At 44.0% G+C, this 22,464-nt stretch carries 16 protein-coding genes and 1 riboswitch; of the genes, 2 read left to right on the forward strand and 14 right to left on the reverse strand.

From position 1 onward, the window contains the following. Nucleotides 1–7: 7 nt before the first annotated feature. From ASD40_RS05275 to ASD40_RS05295, 5 genes are all read right to left on the reverse strand, one after another. Nucleotides 8–2,068, reverse strand: coding sequence for an alpha-glucuronidase family glycosyl hydrolase (locus ASD40_RS05275; RefSeq protein ID WP_057302279.1), 2,061 nt, complete (start codon nucleotides 2,066–2,068; stop codon nucleotides 8–10). Nucleotides 2,069–2,092: 24 nt separating this feature from the next. After that, on the reverse strand, nucleotides 2,093–5,530 hold the full coding sequence (locus ASD40_RS05280) for a glycoside hydrolase family 2 TIM barrel-domain containing protein (RefSeq protein WP_057302280.1): 3,438 nt from the start codon (nucleotides 5,528–5,530) through the stop codon (nucleotides 2,093–2,095). A 195-nt stretch (nucleotides 5,531–5,725) separates the two neighbouring features. Next, entirely contained in the window at nucleotides 5,726–7,384 is a 1,659-nt protein-coding gene (locus tag ASD40_RS05285; RefSeq protein ID WP_057302281.1) for an ABC transporter substrate-binding protein, read from the reverse strand. A gap of 109 nt (nucleotides 7,385–7,493) precedes the next feature. Beyond that, complete coding sequence (locus ASD40_RS05290; RefSeq protein WP_057302282.1) at nucleotides 7,494–8,366, reverse strand: carbohydrate ABC transporter permease; 873 nt, start codon at nucleotides 8,364–8,366, stop codon at nucleotides 7,494–7,496. A 15-nt stretch (nucleotides 8,367–8,381) separates the two neighbouring features. Then, nucleotides 8,382–9,311: an ABC transporter permease gene (locus ASD40_RS05295; RefSeq protein WP_057302283.1), complete on the reverse strand. Its 930-nt coding sequence runs from the start codon at nucleotides 9,309–9,311 to the stop codon at nucleotides 8,382–8,384. Between the two features lie 534 nt (nucleotides 9,312–9,845). On the opposite strand from ASD40_RS05295, the gene ASD40_RS05300 reads away from it, so the two are divergent. Beyond that, a complete protein-coding gene (locus tag ASD40_RS05300) occupies nucleotides 9,846–10,640 on the forward strand; it encodes a helix-turn-helix domain-containing protein (protein ID WP_057302284.1) in 795 nt (264 codons plus the stop codon). 571 nt (nucleotides 10,641–11,211) lie between these two features. Here the strand turns inward: ASD40_RS05300 and ASD40_RS05305 are convergent. From ASD40_RS05305 to ASD40_RS05345, 9 genes are all read right to left on the reverse strand, one after another. Then, nucleotides 11,212–12,120: a helix-turn-helix transcriptional regulator gene (locus ASD40_RS05305; protein ID WP_321166581.1), complete on the reverse strand. Its 909-nt coding sequence runs from the start codon at nucleotides 12,118–12,120 to the stop codon at nucleotides 11,212–11,214. Nucleotides 12,121–12,288: 168 nt separating this feature from the next. After that, the gene (locus tag ASD40_RS05310) at nucleotides 12,289–12,849 is read right to left on the reverse strand and encodes an NADPH-dependent FMN reductase (protein ID WP_235549170.1); all 561 of its coding nucleotides are present in this window, start codon (nucleotides 12,847–12,849) and stop codon (nucleotides 12,289–12,291) included. Between the two features lie 178 nt (nucleotides 12,850–13,027). Then, complete coding sequence (locus tag ASD40_RS05315; RefSeq protein ID WP_057302287.1) at nucleotides 13,028–13,666, reverse strand: hypothetical protein; 639 nt, start codon at nucleotides 13,664–13,666, stop codon at nucleotides 13,028–13,030. A 171-nt stretch (nucleotides 13,667–13,837) separates the two neighbouring features. Next, complete coding sequence (locus tag ASD40_RS05320; protein ID WP_057302288.1) at nucleotides 13,838–14,356, reverse strand: GyrI-like domain-containing protein; 519 nt, start codon at nucleotides 14,354–14,356, stop codon at nucleotides 13,838–13,840. A gap of 306 nt (nucleotides 14,357–14,662) precedes the next feature. Then, nucleotides 14,663–15,301 (reverse strand): cell wall hydrolase, encoded by a 639-nt coding sequence (locus ASD40_RS05325; RefSeq protein WP_082562077.1) that lies wholly within the window; start codon nucleotides 15,299–15,301, stop codon nucleotides 14,663–14,665. A 254-nt stretch (nucleotides 15,302–15,555) separates the two neighbouring features. Then, nucleotides 15,556–16,020: an HAD family hydrolase gene (locus ASD40_RS05330; RefSeq protein WP_057302289.1), complete on the reverse strand. Its 465-nt coding sequence runs from the start codon at nucleotides 16,018–16,020 to the stop codon at nucleotides 15,556–15,558. 347 nt (nucleotides 16,021–16,367) lie between these two features. Next, complete coding sequence (locus tag ASD40_RS05335; RefSeq protein WP_057302290.1) at nucleotides 16,368–17,507, reverse strand: toxic anion resistance protein; 1,140 nt, start codon at nucleotides 17,505–17,507, stop codon at nucleotides 16,368–16,370. 22 nt (nucleotides 17,508–17,529) lie between these two features. Beyond that, complete coding sequence (locus tag ASD40_RS05340) at nucleotides 17,530–19,218, reverse strand: vWA domain-containing protein (RefSeq protein WP_057302291.1); 1,689 nt, start codon at nucleotides 19,216–19,218, stop codon at nucleotides 17,530–17,532. Between the two features lie 12 nt (nucleotides 19,219–19,230). Next, nucleotides 19,231–19,968 carry a hypothetical protein gene (locus ASD40_RS05345; protein ID WP_057302292.1) on the reverse strand — a complete coding sequence of 246 codons (738 nt, stop codon included), beginning with the start codon at nucleotides 19,966–19,968 and terminating at the stop codon, nucleotides 19,231–19,233. Between the two features lie 1,414 nt (nucleotides 19,969–21,382). Beyond that, nucleotides 21,383–21,512: riboswitch (SAM riboswitch) on the forward strand. A gap of 99 nt (nucleotides 21,513–21,611) precedes the next feature. Between ASD40_RS05345 and ASD40_RS05350 the strand changes: the two genes are divergently transcribed. Beyond that, nucleotides 21,612–22,142, forward strand: coding sequence for a hypothetical protein (locus ASD40_RS05350; RefSeq protein WP_057302293.1), 531 nt, complete (start codon nucleotides 21,612–21,614; stop codon nucleotides 22,140–22,142). Nucleotides 22,143–22,464 lie beyond the last annotated feature (322 nt).

The raw sequence follows: 22,464 nt of genomic DNA on the forward strand, positions 1-22,464 counted from the left end.
CCATATATTAATTTATGATACGGCCGTATTCGTCAGGAATGCCCGATTTACGGAAGAAGTAGGTATTGATCTGGTCCCGCCACTCCTTCGCATGTGCCGCTTGCTCTCGCAGTCGGCTCCTCACATCTTCGAAGCGCTCAGCATCTACTTTCCCCTCTAGCGAACTCCAGATCTGGGCCAATTCCTCCACCTGAAGAACGCCGTCGAAGTGAGTATCGTAGATGTGCTGGATGACCGTCTTACCTGTCTTCAGTTTGTGCGTATATGGCACATGATGGAAAAAGAGAAGCAGTTCATCCGGACATAATTCCCTTGACTCGTACCATTCCGAACGCGGCGCAAAGTATTGGGATGTGTACCCTGTTCCCGTTTGGATGGTTCGATCTACGCCGATGCCGTGGCAGTCGGCAAAATGGTACGTCCCCCATCTTGAATATTCATATCCGTCTATGTTCGGGCCATAATGGTGACCTGGATTGACCATCCATCCTACGCCAAGAGGAGCTGTGTAATTTTCATAGATTCTCCACGAATCGAGAAGCATCTTCGACACACTTCGTACTACATCGGGGTCAGAACCGAATGTCATGTAGATCCATTCTAGTGTGATTTGCTCAGCTGATAGCTGCGGATTCCATGCAAGCCTTCCAAAGCCATATAAATTGGCTTGTGCAAGCGTGTGTCCGGTCCAATTCGGGTTGTCTCCAATATTCGATACCGCCGCAATGCCCCCAAGCCGTCTCCCGAACAACAGTCCGCTTGCAACTTTCGCAACCGTACTTCCGCTCCCATGGGCAAACGTATCGAAATCGAGAGCCTCTTTCCATTGGGGGATCAGGTAGCACAGATGCCTCTGCTGGCCCGTGTACTCCTGCGTAATCTGCAGCTCCAGCACCTGATTCGTCGCGGACATCGCTCCGAGAAGCGGAGAAAGCGGCTCGCGGACCTGGAAATCCATGGGTCCGTTCTTAATCTGCAGAATGACGTTATCGCGAAATTTCCCATCAAGTGGTGTAAAATGATCAAACGCCGCTCTCGCCCGGTCGGTCTTGCTATCGCGCCAATCCTGCTCACAATTGTATACGAAACAGCGCCAAATGACGATCCCGCCGAAGGGCTGAAGCACTTCCGCCAGCATATTCGCACCATCAGCATGGTCACGCCCGTAAGTGAACGGCCCGGGTCGCCCCTCGGAATCTGCCTTTACCAGGAAGCCGCCAAAGTCCGGGATCTCCCTGTAAATCTCCTCAGCTTTCTCCTTCCACCATTGCCTGACACTTTCGTCAAGCGGGTCTGCGCTGGTACGGCCTCCAAGCTCTAACGGACTAGCGTAGTTGACGCTTAGGAACGTTGAGATTCCATAGCGCCGGAATACGCTGGCGACCCGAGCGACATCCGGTAGCAGCTTATCCGTAATCAGCAGGGATTCTACGGAGTGTACGTTCACGTTATTGATCGAAATGGCATTGATCCCCACCGATGCCAGCAAGCGGGCATAGTCACGGATTCGCGACATGTCTCGAACAATCTCGTTATTTCGGTAGAATATGGATTTCCCCGCATAACCTCGTTCAATCGAACCGTCCATATTATCCCATTGATTTAGCATCCGCAATCCGTTAGCGGGCGTTTCCGTAATCGAAAGATTAGTCAAACTCTCACCGCATTGCATCAGCCGCAAAAGATGGAAAACCGCGTACAAGGCTCCTTTTGCCGATTGGCCGGCAACGACAAGCCTCGATTGTCCATCCATCGATACGTTTCTGATCACGTAACCATCTTCGGATCCATCCGGCCAACTTAGCTCGGCATCAAGACCTTGTAACTGCCCGCGAACGCCGATCAGGATGCAGGAACTCCCATTGGAAGCCGTGGAACGGAGGGGCCTCACTCCAAGCATAGCATCGAGACCATCCATTAACTCCGCAACCGCAGTCTGAAGCACCTCTGATAAAGGACCGGGCACGGCGATCTCTCGTGCCCATACCTGATATTCATCTACTCTCTTGTCATCGTTTATAGGCGCATTGCGTAACCAGCAGGCATATGCGTTCGTGATGTGACTCATCGTGATACCTCCGCTAGTTTATGTTCATTCAGGTAACGACCTCTCAAATCGGAACCAACCGAAATCGAATTGGCTTCCCGGCAAAAATAGAAAGGTTACTTTTTGGAGGCCTGTTATTTTTTCCAATTCAAAGACCCGCTCTTCGTAACCATCGGACTGTGTAAACTCGATGAGTTGATTTTCCTCACCTTCCGGATTAGCGAAACGAATATGAATGGTATTTTTATCAAGAACTGATCGGCCATAGACGACAAGCTGCGTTGCCCCTAGGCTTGTAAAATCCATTTGGTCGAATTCCAAGAAAACATTATTTCCTATCCCTTCAACGCTGGCTTCCGAGATCGTAAACGTATCGCCATAAAGGCGGTCGCATTCCGTGGCGTAATTTATCTCGAAGGCTCTGTTCTGCTTTTGGAACGAAAAGCCCTTGATGTGCACCTTCTTCTGAAGGACGAAGCAAATGGAAGTGATCCCGCAAAGACGCTTGGATAATCGATAGGTTTCTTCTTGATACACATTCCACTTGGACGGTTTCTGATAGATGACATCCGCTAGGAGTTCACTGCCCGCTTCATCCGGCATACCTTCCCAAATTTGCAGGGAATACTCTTCGCTGGACAAGGCAAAAATCGGAATCGTAATTAGATCGGACCCGTGCGTTCCGAAATCAATATCCCGGAACCCGACTTCAGTCTCACCGTCCCGGCATGTAGCTACGCCTCTTTCGTTCCCGTTTCCAACCTCCCCTTTACTGTAATCAAAAAGGCCGGCAGAGATAAATCCATAAGGATCCTTGTTAGCTGTGCCGAGTCCGACTGCTTTAAATTCCAGCTGGGAGATAAGCTTCGTCTTGTTCGTACCGTTCTTACTCATACAGCGAACCCGGAAATCGCCATCGCCCCATGCGGTGATTCTCGCTTCTTGGCCAAATGCTTCCACTTTCGCAAGATTGGAGGCAATTCCCGTATCATTCACAACACTCCACTCGACCTCTTGATAGGAGGTATCTGCGGGGTACAAGCAGGCTTGCAGCGTCATCTCTTTTCTCGATTCGTCGAACATTTGTCCGGACGGGCTTACGATTTCAATCTTACGTAATGGGATTTCATCTAAGGTTCCCATGATCAGCGGCAGTTCTTGGTTCTTGGTATAGGCGGAAACCCCGGCTAAGGATGTTTCTTCCCTTACCGGAAGAGCATCAAATTCCACCGTCTGACTCTCCAAGCCGACGGAAGAAACCTCAACCCGAATCTTGCCATGCTCCAGGGTAGCCCCGATAATCGCCATAAGTTTGCCGCTGAATAGTCTTCTGCTTTTCCCTTTATATGGATCATAGTCGGTACTATCGCCATTATCCAAACCAAGCAAACGGCCTGCCCCCGTCACCTCGACACGTACCCGATTGCTTGCATTCTCCACCGGATTACCATCTGAATCTTCCATGTAGATTTCCAGGAAGATCAAGTCCGTACCATCGGCCATCAGGCTCTCCTTATCCGGCAGCAGACAAATATTCTTCGCATCCCCAAAGGACCTTCTTATATCCGTCGCAATGACACGGCCCGTTTCATCATAGGCTATTGCTTTCAATTCCCCTGCTTCATAAGGAAGCTTCCACCAGCCGACCAGCTGGGTTCCATGCTTATGATCGATATCAAAGGTTCCCACGATAGCGCCACCCAATTGCAATTCGATTTTCGGCGCATTCGAGCACACTCGAACATCGATCAATTGGCCCGGATTAAAGTCCCAATAGGGAAAAATATGGACCATCGGATTCGTCCTGTAGTCGGTCCATGCCGATTGGTAGATGTAATACGAATCTTTCTTAAATGTAGCTGTATCAATCTGTCCGAGATAGGAGTTCTTGGTATGATAAGGCGTCGGTTCCCCAATATAGTCGAAACCGGTCCAAATGAATTGCCCTAGAGAGAAAGGCGACTCTCGTTCAGCGATAATACAGGCCTCGACGGATTTGGCTCCCCAGCTCGTCGCACTATTTCCCAGTGCCGAGCACTGCTCGTCGTCATCGGCAAGAATGGACTTCTCGAACGGGAATCGATAAATGCCTCTGCTTTGAACGAGAGAGGCCGTCTCGCTGCCGTAAATGATCCAATCGGGATGCTCCTCATGGTGCTTATGGTAATATTTCTCCGCGTAGTTGTAGCCGGCAATCTTCACGATATCCGCACATTTTTGCGCATTCTCCCAAGGCATATAATTGGAACCGATGGTCACACTGCCGTTCTGCTTCGGATCGTATTTCAGCACTTCATCCATAAGCATTCGAGTGATTTCTTGCCCTCTTGCATCTGCATGAGTGTCGTAAATCTCATTCCCGATACTCCACATCATCAGGCTCGGATGATTCCGATCCCGCTTGACCCAGCTTTTCACATCGGCCTTAGCCCAATCTTTAAAAAATCTTGCATAATCATATGGAGTTTTAGATCTTTCCCACATATCGAACGCTTCAGAGACGACCAGAAACCCCATCTCATCCGCTAGATCCATAAGTTCTGCCGCAGGCATATTGTGAGCGGTTCGAATGGCGTTAACGCCCATTTCTTTCAAAATTGTTAGCCTTCTTCTCAAGGCTTCTCTATTAAAGGCTGCTCCAAGCGCACCTAAGTCGTGGTGCTCGCAAACCCCGTTCAATTTCATACTTGTGCCGTTCAGATGGAACCCCAGCTGTGGGTCAAGTATGATTTCCCGAAGCCCGAGATTCTGAGTGATGCTCTCTACGACTATGTCTTCCCGATCCTCTGCAGCACGCTGCAATTGGGTGACAAGCTGATACAGATGCGGCTCTGCCATGCTCCATAAAAGAGGGCTATCTATCGATAGCTTCTGTCGATTAAGAAAGCTGCCCGCAACACTCTTGTCTGTCGAAATCGCAGCAACTTCGCCCTTATACAGGATCGCATGTGAAATTCGGACATCCTCATGGAGGCTCAATTCCGTCTCAACTTCTACCTCCCAGCTATCGCCAACCCTTTTTGCAGCAACATAAATGCCATCCGTTACAATGTGATCTCGCGCTCTCGTCTTTAGCCACACATTGCGATAGATGCCAGCCCCCGAATACCACCGGCTATTCGGACTTTGGTGGACGACCTTCACCACGATTTCATTATCCCCGTCAACGATCACATCTGTGATCTCGTGTTCAAAGGATGAATATCCGTACTTCCATTCTCCAATATATCGCTTATTCACATAAACGGATGAGTCCATATAGACTCCATCGAAGCTTATTAAAATTTGCTGATCTGCTTCTTTGGCACATGTAAATCTCTTCCTGTACCAGCCGATACTATTTTCATACAGATTTAATGTATTGTAGATCAGCCAATCATGAGGGAGATCTACCGGCTCAAATGTCAAACCGCCGCCATCCGTCACATCCAGACTGCTCTTGGCAAATTCCCATCCACTATTAAACAGTGTCTTCTTATTCATCGTTTACTCCCACGCTCCAAGGTATCCTGAAATATGTAAAAAATGACTTATCGGGCATTAAGAGAGTCTTGATCCTATCGCTATTTCATATATAGATGACTTGGGCTAACGCCACCAGTAATTTTCATATTAAAAATTCAGGATCTACGACAATGTCCATTGTCGCAGATCCTATAAGAGCACTATTTGTTATGATTAGTATCCAAGCTTGCTCTTCGTCTTGTTAAAAATATCGTTTGCCATTTTGATATAGCGGGAAGCGCCGAGCGCCTCGACCTGAGCCACATAAGCATTCCAATCGTTTGCAAGGTTAGCTTGGCCGGTGACGAACTTCAGGGTCATCGTATCCACATAATCCATCAGCGGTTTCGAGATCAGGTTCATTTGTTCGCTTTCGTCCGGGGTACCCATGATTGGCGGAGCCAGCGTTCTCGGTTTACGATGAGTCTGAATGCGGCTGAGGTAGTCTTTCTCGCCTTCAGTCATTTTGGACATCCGCAGTTTAGTGGAACCGCCGTACGCGAAGTTGCCGCCACCGAAGCCGAAGTCGACGTTTAATTTTTTCGTTGCTGTCGGGTTCATGCCGTTAAAGGAGATGTCCGGTTTGAGCGTGATATTGCCGCTCGCATCCTTCGTATAGGTCTCGCCTTCGACGCCCCATAAACTGAGCGTTTGGCCTTCGTCCGAATACCACAACCAGTCAACAAAGCGAAGCATTTTGATAAAATTGTCCTTGCCGAGCTTCTTGAGCGCATTCTGGCTGATCATAACTCCGTTCTCGAGACGCGACGTTTCGATTTGAAGCATCCCTTTCGGGCCGCCCGGTTGAACGATCATATACAGATCGGCGTTCGGAACCTGCATCTTGGTCTTGGAATCGGCCAGTATCTGGTAGTTGGCGTTCATGACATAAGTATCGCCTTTATAGAACTTGGCTTGTGCGGTTTTATCGTCTTGGGTGAAGGACTCCGGATCGAGCAGCCCCTCTTTGACCAGCTTGTTTAAGAACGTCACATAATCCTTGAACTCATTGGTCGAATTGGCGAATTCGAACTGTTTCGTCTGTTCATTGAAGCGCGTGCCGTTGGCAACTCCCCAACCGCCGGTTACGCCGTATTGAGCTGCCGTAATATTCAGCGTCGATTTTCCCGTGAATTCATCGGACATTACGTACTTCGCACCGGTAGACTCTTTCACTTTTTTGAGGGCTTGGTAAAAGTCTTCATAAGTCCATTTGCCTTCCTGACCTTTCACGTCGACTCCCGCTTTTTCGAAAATGTCTTTCCTAATCATGTAGGAGTAGCCTGCTCCCGGCGATTCCCACAGCCCTGGCAGCACATAATATTTCCCGTCCGATTTCAGCTTCTGCTGCAGGTCTCTTTCCATTCCCCAAGCTTTTACAGCCTTCTGATAGTTCGGCATGTACTGCACCCAATCGCTGATCGGTACAATTTGGCCTCCGGCTACGTAAGCGGATTCGTCATAAGTTTTGGGGATAATGAAGGGAGCATCGCCGCTGTTGACTAAGAGCGACTTCTTGTTCTCGTATTCGGTAGCAGCCACTACGTTTACGTCAAACGATACGTTCGTTTTTTCTGTGATCGCGCTCCAGAGCCGCCATTCCTTCTTATACGGATAGGTCGGTTGATCGCTGAACATAATCGAGTAATTCACAGGCTCATTCGAACGGAACGTTTGGCCTTCGCCAAAGGAGTAATTCTGTGGTGCTGCGGAGCTTGTACCTGGGGATGCGCTGCTGGACGATTCTTGCGTGTCGCTATTTGTACATGCTGTCATGCCGACGGTCATCAGAACCGCCAATGCAACCCCTACTGCTTTTGCAGATCTTTTCATTCTGTGCACCCTCTCAAATGTATATTTTTATATAACAGAAACGCCGCCATATAGATGCCTCTTAGTAACAACCCGCGATTGCAGCCTTTCCGAAACAAACCTAACGCGATTACCCTTTTACGGAACCAATCATCATGCCTTGCACAAAATACTTCTGCACGAAAGGATAGAGACAAATAATCGGCAAAGAAGTCAACACCATCGCAGTGGATTTAATAGTTGCCGCGATCTGAGCGGTCGCATCACTGCTGAGTCCGGCTTCAGTCGGATTAATCGCGCTATCGATGATCTGCCGCAAATAGAGGGCGACCGGCCATTTATCTTTCGATTCCAGGTAGAGAGACGGACCAAACCAGTTGTTCCAGATGGAGACCATGCTGAACAATACCATCGTGGCCAGAATCGGTTTGGAGAGCGGAAGCGTAATCCTTAGGAAGATGCGGTAAACACCTAGGCCGTCGACCTTAGCCGCTTCTTCCAATTCGTTCGGCAAGCTTGCAAAGAAGGTCTTCATTAGGATGACATTGAAGGCGCTGATGGCGCCGGGTATGATAATGGCCCAGATGGTATCCCTCATGTGCAACGTTTTGGCGACCAAGATATAGTTCGGGATCAGCCCGCCGCCAAAATACATCGTGAACAAGACGAAAGGGATAAAGAATTTGTTAAGACGCAACCTATCCTTCGACAACGGGTAAGACATAACGGCCGTCGCCGCTACGGATATCACCGTTCCTACAATGGCATACAGGATCGTATTGCCATAATATTTGAAGAATTCAGGTCTGCTTAGCACGGCTCGGTACGTTTGGTCCGTAAAGTCAACGGGGAATATGGTGACCTTCCCTGCATATACGGCAGCCTCCGAGCTGAACGACTGAGCGACTAGATATAAGAACGGATACAAAGTCATGACGACGACAAGGGCCATGATGAATCCGTTAATAATCTGAAACATACGATAGGACGCTGACTCCTTCATCTGAACTACTCCTTTCTACCACAAGCCCGAATTCGTTGTTTTCTTGGAAATGTAGTTCGCCGACGTGACCAGAATAAGACCGATGATGCCTTCGAACAGACCAACTGCAGTGGCATAACTGAAGTTCCCGCCGGTGATCCCCATCCGGTAAACGTAAGTGGAGATAACATCTGCCGACTCATAGGTTAATGGATTGTACAAGAGCAGGATTTTCTCAAAATTCGCTCCCAATATGCCGCCAATATCGAGAATGAGCAGCGTCATGATCGTCGGCAAAATACCTGGAATCGTAATGTGCCATGCTAGCCGTAACCGATTAGCCCCATCCACTTTGGCCGACTCGTACAAATCGGTATTGATGCCGGTCATCGCCGCCAAGTAGAGAATGGTGCCCCAACCGAGCCCTTGCCAAATGCCGGACGACACATAAATCGTCGGAAACCATTGCGGTAAGGAAATGAATGCAATTTTCTCTAAACCCAGATTGGCGAGCAGTGTGTTAAACGGCCCGGACATGGATAGCAATTCCTTGGTCATGCCCGCGACGATGACCATGGAGATAAAGTGAGGCAGATACGATACGGTCTGGACGAATTTCTTGATGCGAATCCGCCGAAGTTCATTCAGCAACAGCGCAAAAATCAAAGTGAGTGGGAAACGAATGACTAAATACAAGACACTTAAATACAAATCGTTGCGGAAGGCTCTCCAAAAGGAGGGATCCTTCATGAACATGGTAAAGTAAGATAATCCTACCCATTCCGTCCCGAACAAGTTGGTTCCGCCTCTATACTTACGGAAAGCGATTACATTACCAAGCATAGGAATGTACTTGAAAATGATAAAGTAAATAACGGGAATAAGTAGAAAGGAATACAACTTCCACTCCTTCCTGACGTGTCTTAGAAGAGGGGTCTGTAAAACCGCCTTATTCGCAACTGACATATAATTACCCACCACTTTCTATTGGAAAATTGTCTCCTAATCATACACCAAAAAAATCTTCGCAATTGCGCTTAATCACTAGTCCCCTGAATTCTTATGCGCATTCAGAAAGCGCATACAAGATACTTTAAAAACCCGGTTAAGTTACCCATATCATTGTGTTTCCTCCTTACTAGTTAGTCACAATATCATTACAAATACTCTTCTTTTAGAAGTCAATGCGAATTATGGGGAGTCCGAAGGTTTAAATATAAGCAGCACATCAATTGCTGTTCCCCTCGTTATTCGAGTCATAAAAACCTGTAATTATTAAATAACAACATCGCAAATTGGAGCGGTATTCTTTGAAGTATGAGCACCATCAATTTAATATAATTTTACAAAATGGCCTATTTTTTTACCATAGAAGAATACAAGAATACTTGTAATTATTAAATATCTTTTAAAAGCCTTATGGGCATGCTATGATGGACACAGTGCTCCTTTTTCCGATAAAGGAAGCGATCCTGAATCATACAGGAGCTGATCTTTGCCATGGACTTCGAGCAGTTCGAATCAATTGTCCCCGAGGTTTTCTTATTCGTCGACCGACGCTGTTTTCCCGAATGGGAAATCATCCGACAGGAAATCGATTTTCATGACCTGACGTTCATCGTCGAAGGAAAAGCGAATTATTTTGTTAACGGCGAGAAAATCACGGTGGAAGCGGGGGATGTGCTTTACATTCCCCAGGGAAGTATCCGCGAGGCACATACCTTCAAAGATGATCCCATGCATTCCTACGCCTTCAACTTTACTCTGATGCAGCCCTCCGATAAAATCCGATTTCCGTTCGAAATCGTAACCAAAAATCGAATCTCAAGCGAAATCTTAAACTACATCCTTGAATTTAATCGCGTTTGGAGTGGCATGCAGCCCGGATATCGAATGTTTGCGAGAGGCATCTTTCATTTGATTCTCCACCAGTTACTGGCGATTTCCTTTCGCCATTCCCCTGAATCCCATTCTGATATCCGGATCGACAAGGTCAAGGAGTTCATCATCGACCACTACTCGAATGAGCTGGATTTGGCGACTGTCGCCAAGGTAGTCAATCTGCACCCTGTGTATCTCGGCAAGCTCTTCAAAACCAGCACGAACTTCAGCGTCAAACATTTCATTAACATCATTCGGGTCAACAACGCGGAAATGATGCTGTCCGGCGGCGGGTTTTCCGTCTCGGAAGTGGCGGAACGCTGCGGGTACAAAGACAACTGCTATTTCAGTAATGTATTTAGATCCATTAAAGGCTATCCTCCATCAAAGGCGAGCATGCAAAAAAGAACCTAAGAATGAACCGCGGTTGTGGAATAATAAATAGAAGGCAATCGCTTTATGGCACATTGTGTACTGAGTGAGCTTTCAAGGCTGAAACCAATCCCAGCGAGTTAAAAAAACCGTCAGGAAGATCATCCTGACGGTCCTCAATTAAACCCCATCTCCTCCCAATCGGCCATCTTTCGGATTCCTTCTAATGCAATGGGCTCATCCGCAAACAACACCTTATTAGCTTGAATTGAAGGTAGTTTCGCTCGTTATTGAGGAGTTCTAGCATCTTGCCAGAAGCTATTATACCAGGCAAAGAAACAACACCACCAAATGATTTGGGGAGGTATTTCATCATTTCAGTCTGATAAGTACCAAAAGGACAGATAGGATAGTGGGTTTTGATTTCTTCGAAACAGATCGAGCCCATTTCCAGGCGTTACTTTCAATCTCTTTGAGCTCCTGATTATGTTCTCTTATCTTTTCCTCAAAAAAATATGGATAATTGTGCATGGTGTGTACCTCCAATTCCTTGAAAAGCTGACTTGCCTTCTCTTTGAGCTCATTATAATAAAAAAAGTATGACAACAGTCTGTCATACTTGAAGATATCGATTTAACATTTTTTCAATCTTATCTTTGAGCAATTGCCTTAACGCGAGTGGTTCAAGAACCTCCACATCATCACCAAAGCTTAAAATCGTTTCAACTAACCATTCAACTTCAGAAGGATTGATAATGGTAACCGTAAGCGTGCCATCTTCATTGAAATATTTATCCTCCGCATAAAAACAATCCAGGGCATGTGCCAAGGATCTGCCTGAGAAATGAAGAACAGCACCCTCGATTTCTTCTTTCTGATAGTCCAAAGAAATATCTTGTAGTAGTGTTGGGTGGATACGCTGGTATAATTCCGGCAAGCTAACCAAATCTAACATTCTTGTAAGTTTAAATACGCGATAATCGTTACGAGCCCTACAGTACCCATGTAAATACCAAGAATAATATTTAAACAGAAGGCTGACTGGTTCAACTATCCTATTGGCTCTCTCATTCTTAGAATTCATGTATTCAAATCGAATGACACGGCGATCCGTTATGGCTGCTCGAAGTGTATGGAGAGTTGCGTTGTTGGCTCGCCAGCTTCCAAGATCCATGGTCAAGCTTGGCATCTTATCGCTTTGAATGGTCTGAAGCCTATGTATAGTCTCCGTTGCTCGGTCATCCTTAAACACCGTTGCCGTACTGTGAAGTAGCGTGATTAATGACTCAATGTCGCTTGCGTGCAATAAACTTTTATCCATTTTATATTCTTTAATAATCCCATATCCGCCGTTAACGCCTTGAAAGGATACAACAGGGATTCCAGCCGCACAAATAGCCTCTATATCACGGTAAATGGTTCGTTGGGATACATGATATTTGTTCGCAAGCTCTGAAGCAGAAATGACTTCGTTATTTAAAAGCGCATAAGTAATCGATATTAACCGTTCTAATTTCATCATTATCACCCATTAAGTTTCTATAGAAATGCTACCCGTTACTTCAATGAGAAAGAGGAGCTGCTTCGCTGCAAGCTCCTCCAATCGTATCTCTTGTTAAGTCAGGAAAACCTTCTTTTAACTTCTTCTAATATTCGATCAACGATGGAATCTGTATGTGTAGAACCTGTACTACTCATTCAGCCGTTGTACCTGGTCTATCCATTGCATAAACGATTGTACATAGCGCTGCAGATATTTGCGGGTCGTTTCATCTATGAGCTTGCGAGTATCTGAATCAACCTTATTCAAAACTTGAGATATATACATTTTTTGAGACGGCATAACATATGATTGGGTGGCATCCAACGCTTGCCTAATTTGCTGCTGCGACAGAATCGTTCCTTTTGCGCCAGGCGTTGCACCTATCACACCTGCAGGCTTATGAATTAGGACGGATGTTTTGGTTGGAGTCGATGCCCAGTCCAGTGCATTTTTCAGTACTCCCGGTATTCCTGAGTTATACTCAGGGCTAACGATGATGATGCCATCCGTCTTTTGAATCGCCTCACGATAATGCATAACTGGGTCTGGCCCTTCTCCATGATCCAAATCCGCGTTATACAAGGGAAGATTCTCAATCGATATGAATTCATATTTCGCTGAATCTACGAGTTCAGGGATCGTATTCGCAATCATTTGATTAAACGAATTTCCCCTTAAACTACCAACAATAATTCCTATTCTTTTCAAATCAGCCAACCTCCTCAAGAATTTAGAAGCCATTCTCATTCAATCATATAATATTTTCTTCATTTTGTGTGGAATGGCTTTAGTTTAACGGCCTGTTGACAAAAAAAGGCCCCTAAACCGGAAGCCTAACATTGGTGTTATTGAACAAATGTTATCCGTTAGCTTAAAATTTTCGCGTTTATTTATTGATGAGTTGAGGAAAAGAAACGGTTTTTGTTTGAATATCCAACATTCGAGTTCGTACATCGTTTTTTGAAACGAAAATAGCATCTCCCTTTTCATCAAAGCAGTATGCAATTGGTATGGATACATCACTACCGCTGAATGAGCCGTCGGCGTGACTCGTACCAATAATCATAGATTTATATGTAACAGCAATCTTTTTTGCTTCATTTATCCATTCGTCGAACTGTTCCTCACTGAACATTCCTACACCGATTGGATGGACAATTAGGTCAATAGCATGAGCATCTTCATTCTTCACTCCTTGTTTGACCAATTCATCACAAAGTATGTGTCCTATCTTTAGACCCTCTACCGACTTAAAAATCGTCTGGCTGTACTTAATCCGATCCAAAACGATATCACCAGAGCGGTTAATAATTATGGCTCTATCCTTTGGATTGTCGTTTAGCCTTCTATGTCCTCCAATTAATATCTTGTTATAATTCTTTGCTAAAATACATGCTTGTTCCACATTTTCATTCAAATAACCTTCTGGAAAGATTACAACATCAGCGAAAGGATTATTTCGCAGTTCGGTCTCAAGTTGAACTATGTTCTTCTCAAATTTTGGTTGGATGATTAGAAATTTCATATGAACCCCCTAAAATTATTACTACTTCAATATCCTTAAGAAAAATCCCTTTGATTATAATCTGCCGTAGCGGAATAGGCCGCCGAGCGAATCACCGGCAACCTTGGTAGTAATTCCGTTTAGTTCAATGACATGTTGAATATATTCCAATCCGTCCATATTCGTCGTGCATTAAAATCCCGACTTCTTGCGCACCGGGTATAACATCGTAAAGTCGAATGTTTCGATTTCCGTATAGGGGATTGTGAGAGCGTTCAACGGTTCAAGTGGAAACGTCTCCATCCCAAATACACCTTCACGCCGATCGAGCTCATAATCGGGCGACTGCTCTAGCCACGCAAACATCGCATCATATACACGCCACATGTGTACTTCATTCCCGTATACGCGGGCGCTTGCACAGAGCCCTCCGCATACCTCCAGAGTCTCAATGCCATCAGGTACATCTCCGAACTCGTGAACCGCCAGCCCGACCCAGAGCGTATCGACTTGCTTGCTCCATTGCTCCTGTGGAATGAACACATACGCAGAGGGCCCATCAGTTAATCTCGCATCCTTAAGGGGGACCTGCGCTGTAAGCGTGCTCCACGCCACCCGCGTCCCGCTCTTGTCAGGTGTCATCCCTGTCCGTACTGCCAATGCTTTGAACGGCGCCACTTCAACTAACTCAACAGCTATCGACTTCTGCAAAATACCCTCTCCTCTCTTAACGATTATCCATGATGAAGACAACCTGCTAAATATATTTCGCAATTTTCCAGAAAAAACCTTTTTTATGAATAAGATTTGGCTATCCTGCCCATTCACAACAGGCCACCGAGTTTATCACCAGCAGATTAATTTGTCGCTGCATCTCCTGTAACAATATCTTTGGTACTTAATTTTTCTTTTTTTAAATGTTCAAGAAATACGAAAATGGTTATTTTAATACAAAAAGAGGAGTTGCTGCTAAGCAACTCCTCCGGATATACGCGACTTTTGTCGTTATATCTAGGCTTAAAAGGTAAATACGTGATTGCCAATAGTAATCTTGGCAGTTCTTTTTTTGCTCCAAGATGCCTGGGCAATATCAGGATTGTAAAAATATAGTGCCCCAGTTGTTGGATCCAAACCGTTCAAAGCGGCCATTGCCGCGCGGTAGGCTGACAAATTTGGTTTAAGGTTAAACTGGCCATCTTCAACGGCTGAAAATTGACCTGGCTGATGAATAACCTCAGTGATGGAATCAGGAAATTTCTCGGACTGAACTCGATTAAGAACGACAGCCCCCACGGCAACTTGTCCTAAAAAGGACTCCCCTCGAGCTTCGGAATGAATGATTCGCGCCATTTCGTCCAGAACCGACTGTTTGGGTGAAATCGTTTTATTTAGTTTAGAAAGAGTTAGTGAATCGGCTTCACCATCAACTGACAAGCCATAACTGGCTTGAAATTTCTTTACCGCATTCTTAGTTTGGATACCGTAATAACCGGTAATTCCTGTTTTAAAGTAACCCAGTGCGCTTAATCGTTCTTGCAAATCCAGTACTTGGTCACTTTGTGTGCCCTGACCTAACGATTGCGCACCGACCGGTGCGGCCATCCCCATTACACCAAGGGAACAGACGCAGATAAGAGCCTGTAGTTTCTTCTTCATGTTTCAAGATAACCTCCTCTTCCTTTTACGCGCCGCACAGGCAACGACATGCAGCATTACAAATTTAGGGGTGTTGATCCGACTCAAGATGTCGCCTTACACGCTCGAAAATAGGGAACAGCACCAAGCTGTCCCTATAAACTTCGGGAGAAATACCTGTTAAGGGTCGCAAATCAAAAAAAGGAGCTCTCCAAATAATTTGCGCCCCCCTAAATGTAGCCATTAACTCTCGTAATGCGAAATAAACAAAATGGTTATTTTCTGAGCGTTGGAATGAGCCGATGATGCATTAACAACAAATTCAATCCATCAATTATGTCTGTGACGACTATTTTACTACTCATTAATGTCGCCGTTGCACAGCCTTCTTGCCCTATTACTGCGATTGAAAGATCGGCTTCACGAAACATTAGTTCATCGTTTACCCCGTTGCCCAAAACAACCACACCTGGTGAAATCGTACGAACAAATCTTCTTTTCTCCTCTCGTTGATCATCCTGACCGATAACATGCAGCTCTACGGGTAGTCCCTCACATTCTCTAGCGGCACTACCGTTACTATCAGCGGTTAATACATGGATCTTAAGTAGTTTCTCTAATTCTAACAGCTTCTCCCTAACATTAGGTAAGATCAGTCCGTCTAAAGCAATCGTTCCATTAAAATCTAAAACGAGATGATTAATTAGTAGGTTTTCTTGTCCAGGAATAAGCAGATGCATAGCGTCTCACCTTTCGCTTTCTCATTTTTTCATTTTAAACTTATACTATCGTCAGAAAACAAGATGTACGCCTTCAGCTATCAAGCAACTTCTCAGATAAATCTATTTTCCTATCCTCCTTCATGACAAGGCACCACCTGAATAATATCCTAATATGATTATACTTTTTTCGGATTCTTAAGGTAATCTGCCAGTCAGCGGGGAAAAGACAGCCGCTTGATGTCGGCTGCCTTCACTTGGTGTTGTATTAAGCTATAGTTTCCCGGTATTCTTTTGCCTATTCTTTTTCGAACTAAGTGATCCCCCAATAATAATAGCTAAACCAACACATTTTTAATACCGCGCTCCTATATGGATAACTGGCTGCCCTTCTCCAGACGCAATATTTGCTTTTCGCCGATATCAGCCAAATTCCGGAACTCATTGATTGTTTCGCGCATTTTTGGCAGAGCCTCCTGTTTATAGGTACTAATCGAGTCCAGAGCAGAAATTACATCTGTAAATGCTTGTTTTAGAGTATCAACTGAAATGTTGGATTCAATCGATTTCTTATGAATTTCGGCTCCTTGTTCGTTCAGCATACGCGAAGTAGCAGTTATTAGATTGCTAGTTACTTGGTTCAAGAGCTCAACTTTTTTCAAAGCGATATTTTGATTGTACAGGGCGCTGGCAACCATTACAGATATCTTCAATGCGGAAATCGTTACGGTCTTTGAGCGATCTACAACACGCATCATCTGCCTATTGTTCCGTATAACCAGTTCCATTGCCATAATGCCCTGTTGGTTTACAACCAACATCTCTTGCAAGTCCATAACCCTCTGCCTTAAAGGGAAAAGGATTTCCTCCGTAATAAACCGAATCTTTTCTGGATCTTCATTCCGTATCTTTGCCGTTTCGATTTGTACCTCAATGGATTCATCCATCAGTGCTCCAAGTTGAATTTCCTTTCTAAGTTTCTTGGATAATTCACGCAAGGATTGTTGTTCGAATTCCAGTGTGGTGTTGTCATTCTTGAGTGTGGACTTTCCCTTATCTAAAGAAACGATGATTTCTGCAATAATACCGTCTGCCTTTTCATATTTAAGGAAGTAGCTCCGAATAGGGCTGAAGAACTTACCAAGGATGCCGGTTTTGGCGAAATCAACAAGGCTTGGGTCCAAATCTTTGATTTGTGTGTGCAGGTCTGCTAATCCCTTGGCTACTTGCCCGCCATCTTCGCCAGCTTTTGAAAGATTACCGACCGACACTTGCAGTAACGCATTTTTAGAGGAAGACAATTTCATTGTATCTACACCGAATGTATCGATCGATTGTAGAATTTCCCTCCGTTTGTCGAGCGAATCAAGTTCCAATGACATGATCGTAGCTACATTAGAGTCAGCAATCTCTTTCAACTTGGCAATTTCCTCGGGAACCGGCTTAATCTCATGTTCGATCACTGCTTTAATTTCTTCAGGATTGGCTATTTCCAATGTGAATGACATGTGAATCCCCCCTCGATTTGAATTACATTTGGACGTTGAACAGGTTGCCGAGTTTATACACCACATCGTCAGTGTCTGCATTGATGCTTGCAGCTTCGTTGATACTAGAAATGCTTTCGAGGGCTTTGATGTTTGCGTTATAGCCGATCGTATAAATGGGGACTTTATAGATTTCGACTAATCCCTTTATGTCCTTGAGAGAATGCCCTTCGTTTGTCTCGCCATCGCTCAATACAAAAATGATTGGCTTCATGTTCGGATTAACAGACAATTCGTCTTGAATCATCTTTAAGGCAACAATAATACCGTCAAAGGTTGACGTTCCACCACTCGCCTGGAGGCTATTGACCGCGCCGACGAACATGGACTGCTGATTTGTGTCGTACTTCGCGATCGGGAGTTTGATTGTTACACCACTGGAGTACGAAACCAAGCCGATACTGTTGTCTTTGCCCAAGTATTTCTGCCCCTTGAATAAGGATTCCTTGAGTCGATTGAGCGGCGCCCCCGCCATGCTTCCCGAAACATCCGTTACAAATACCGCGACAATTGGTTTGGTGCCATCCTTCTTTTCTTTCCATACTTTTTGAGCAGAAGCTAGAAGGTTACCATCAACAGGTGCGAGTTCAGACTTGTAATCTTCGAGGCCGTTAAAGCCCTTTTCTTTCGCTGTTTTTTGGTATTTCTCTTGTGTTACGAATTCAGCAAATTTCTTTATTACATCGAGTTTATTCTGTGGCAGGTCCCCTAATGCATAGAGTGGGCTATCATGTCTAACACCAAATGGTGTGAATACATAGCTACCTTTAAGGTCCGCCGCGTTGACATATGTCTGATACTCCAAGACAAACCCGTCTAGAGCGCCAGACTTGGCAGCTTCACGCATTTGGATTGTTGTGGACGCGGTGAACGGTACATTGGATTGGAATTTCTCGAATCCTTTAACCGCTTTTTCCCCCAATATGTTGGAGCTGTCGAAGGTGTTCAGAGCAGTAACGAGAAAGTTCAGGCCAGTAGAGCTTGCGAATGGATCGGTATATCCCATTGCGAACTCGTTATTGGAAATCGCTTCTGTGATGGTTTTGACATTCACTGATCCGTACTTCTCTACCAGAGCATCATGTTTTGCCTTTGAAATGACGATCCCCGGCACGTTTCCTACTAAACGCTTTGTAATTAGCTGAGTCTTGATGCCATTTGCCTTTACGATTTCTCCCCATAACTCGTTGGATGGAGTGAATGCGTCAGGAATGTATTTACGGGATTTGATATAGTCCGTTGCAGTACCTGAAGCAATATTACGTATCTTCACGGAAGCTGGTTTGCCGTTTACTTCAATCTTGGCTTGATTGAACTCCGTTGCCACTTCGGTTAACCAACCATCAACGCCGGTTCCCGACTTTTCTGTAGAGGAGAAGATCTCAACAAAATTATCCGTTGTACTTCCCACTGTTATTGGAAACTTCGAGATATCCGGAAGCGTTTCAGCTACATCAGCCGGATTAAGGTCTATCTGTCCCTTTACAGGCTTATCCGTGGCAATAGATATATCGGAGTATAGTTCAGATAAACGTTCTCCAGCATTTTCAGCTGCAACTTGAACACTAGATTTCCCAAGATTTGCAGTCAGTTTCACACCTGCATACACAAGTCCGAATGCTAAAACAATGATAATACCCGATAGGAGGAACAAACCTCTCTTATTTTTCATCGAAGTCACCTCTTATTCCTTATAGTGTTTTGTTTGTTTTATCAACGAGTCTATTTCTTGCATGCACGGCATCTGCTCTATGTCAGCAAGTTCTAAACTGTCCAATCGTGAGATTTCCATTAAAAGTATGTCTATTTTCAACAAAATTTCTTCGTTTGTACCGAGAGAATCTTTAACGAACGATAGGAACTCGTTATACACCATCATCTTTTCTGCGATGAGATCTGAAGGTAACCTCGACGATTCCTTGAGCATAACAATCTTGTACTCGTTCTCATCGAATACATGCATTCTGCCCAGTATGCTGCGAATGTTGAGATAGAACAAATTCTCGACTTCTTGCGCCACGGAAGTGAATTTCTTATAAGTGAGTTCATTAGGATCAAACCTTTGATTTAAAAGTCCTAACAGGGTCTCCATTCTTTTTCTAAGGCGCTCTAGCTGCCGAAGGGCTAGCCCAATATCGCTCTGCAATGTTTTGACTCCTTTATAATGAGTAAGGGCATTTATATATTCATTGTGAGTCCTGATTTCTTTCACTGGTTTCACTGACGGCAGCTTGAATATCAACATGTTGGTCGCGTACGATAGAGCGAGGATACTGGCAAAAATGATTGTCACACCTGAAGCAGTTTCAAGAGCACTACCACCGATCTCTATCCCTATAATCCCAGGTGAAAGAACCACGATATTAAAAACCACTACACCTAAGATGATTACGATAAGTTTTAAATGATTTTTGCTTAGCAATTCTTACACCCCCCTCGTTTCGAATTACGATTAATTTGCTTCTCCCGCCTCGATTACTACCTATATATATATTAGCGTCATGTGTTCACATGATTATTTCGAACCGTTTTGTGCTGATTATCAACGGTATTCCAATCGGACTCATACCTTCAATAGCTACTGCAGATGTATCCTTGCACGCTGTTAGTTGACAAATATGTTTTGAAGGTAAAAAATAAATTTTAAATACAGTTTTGAGGCGTTGCTTTGATCAAAAAGGCTGAATTACAAATAAGCTTTGAAGTACTTCCTACAATTTAATAAACCAATAAGGAGCAGCTGCCGCAGCAAAACTGCTCCTTATTCATTAAACTAAAGGTTCTATATATATTTTCCTTTTACTTTAATAGATATAAAAGGAACTGCCGCGAAGCAAGCCCTCAACTATAATCTTTCGTTAACGGAATCGCTATTTTTCGAGTATTACGAGAGAATGAACCGTATTCACTCCTCCACCTCCCATAGAACTCTGACTTACTACTTTCCATCCCTGGGATAACAATTCATTTAGTTCTTCTAAATTATTTCTTTTGTCGGTCAAGTAACTAACAATTATTGCTTTTTGCATATTACACTCACAACTCCCTTTTAAACAAGTCTTTATGAAGCTATAGATCTCTATTAGCGTGATATATTTTGTAAAGCTTCAACCAAAAAAGATTGGATATTCTCAACATTTTTATCTATGGGTGTAATAGTATCCAAAATTAATTCTCCCTCAAAAAGCTCTTGACCCAAATCCTTATAGTGTTCTTTTAGCTCAGATAAATTAGTTATTAATTGGTTAGGTAATGGATTGATGCTTCGTTTAGCAAGTCTTTCTGACCAGGTTGATTCATCACTGCAGACACAATGTATCGTTTTTAATACCCCACCTCTTTAGTCCGTAATCGAGTATAATGGCGGAATTTGACTGGATTACGTTCTCTAAGAAGCGAAAAAGAAAATCGAAGCAGATTTTGTTTCTTGAACCGTGCTCTTTAACGAAAACAGCAACAGAATCGTAAATATCATCCTTATGCAGCACGGGTACATTGAGTCTCTTACCCTAAGTTTTTAATCTATATCTTATTTCAGTTTCCTTCAAAAAGACTCCAAAAAGTGGAAAAAAGTTCAAAATCAGTTGAAAAAAAGCTTTTAAAAAATACTTTTTGCAATTAAATATTTCTTTTCGAATTTGCTCCCCTATTAGGAATCATACCCACTTACTAATTTAGAATATTTTAAGTTAAGGACAAAAAGCCTAAATAATGTATTTAAAAAGACGCCATCTTCAACTCGCTCATGAGTATATGGATTGTTAATAGTAAAGTGTGAAATTCCTTGACATCAGAGTGCTTTATAGTATTATAAAAATAATCGAATATGTTGAATTTTCTTATCAAGAGTAGGTGGAGGGACTAGCCCGATGAAACCCGGCAACCGACAAACCTTTGTTAATCAAAGGAATGCACGGTGCTAATTCTTGCGGAAACGCTGTGCAAAGCGAATCTGGGAGATAAGAGTGAGGATATGACTTTGAGTTCTTATGACCTTTCTCTGATTCTAGAGAAGGTCATTTTTGCTTTCATGAACTAATTTAACTTGTTTAAAGGAGGGACAGGATGCCGTTCACGATTTCCGACAATTTTACGATGGATGAAACTGTTGAGTATCACCAGGATATTCATCCCCTTCGTATTGCATTGCTAAATTTGAAAAATTCGGCGATTGGTCTTGAATTCTTGCAGCAGTACAAGATTTCCCGAATAGAATGTTTTCGATTTGACAGTGAGCTTACAGAAAAGCTGCAACTTGGAGACAAGACAGATATTTGCGGGCTAATTGCTATTACCACAAATACAGGATCAGTTGGCTTAAGGGAATTTGCGATCCCTTGTAAAACCCTGAAATACGATTTGACTATGTGGGTTGCTCTTTTTCAGCGAATGAAAGGTCTGAACTTAGTGGAATGTATGAACTACACTCAACTAAACCAAGAGGCATGGGGACCCGTGAGATTAGAATTAATTGATTCGGCATTAATGGATCTATTTGGAAAAGTTGTACTGACATTAAATGACAACAAGGATAAAAGATATATCTGGGATCGAACATACTTATTTGACCATACGCAAGCGTACATCTCATTTTAAGAGAAACATAATCATTTCAACCAAAAATAAAATAAACCTTGATATATCAATCTATTGATTCCTCTAGGTTTATTCATAAGGTCTCATGGGGTCAAAAATTGGATTACTCCCTCCCTCCCGTTTTGTTTGACAATCATTCTGTATTTGAATAGTACAGTTTCACCTACGGTCTTATTCAATCGTCAGCTATAGACTGATGATAACCAAAAAAGACACCCAGAATGGAGAGCACTGCAAAAGCCTTACTTTTGAACGAAGTGGATCTGCCAAATGGAAAAAGCATGAGATAAAGAAAAAAAGCAGTTCGTTCCTCATCAGAGGG

Origin of the sequence: Paenibacillus sp. Root444D2, from assembly GCF_001426375.1 — a bacterium.
GTDB lineage: Bacteria > Bacillota > Bacilli > Paenibacillales > NBRC-103111 > Paenibacillus_E.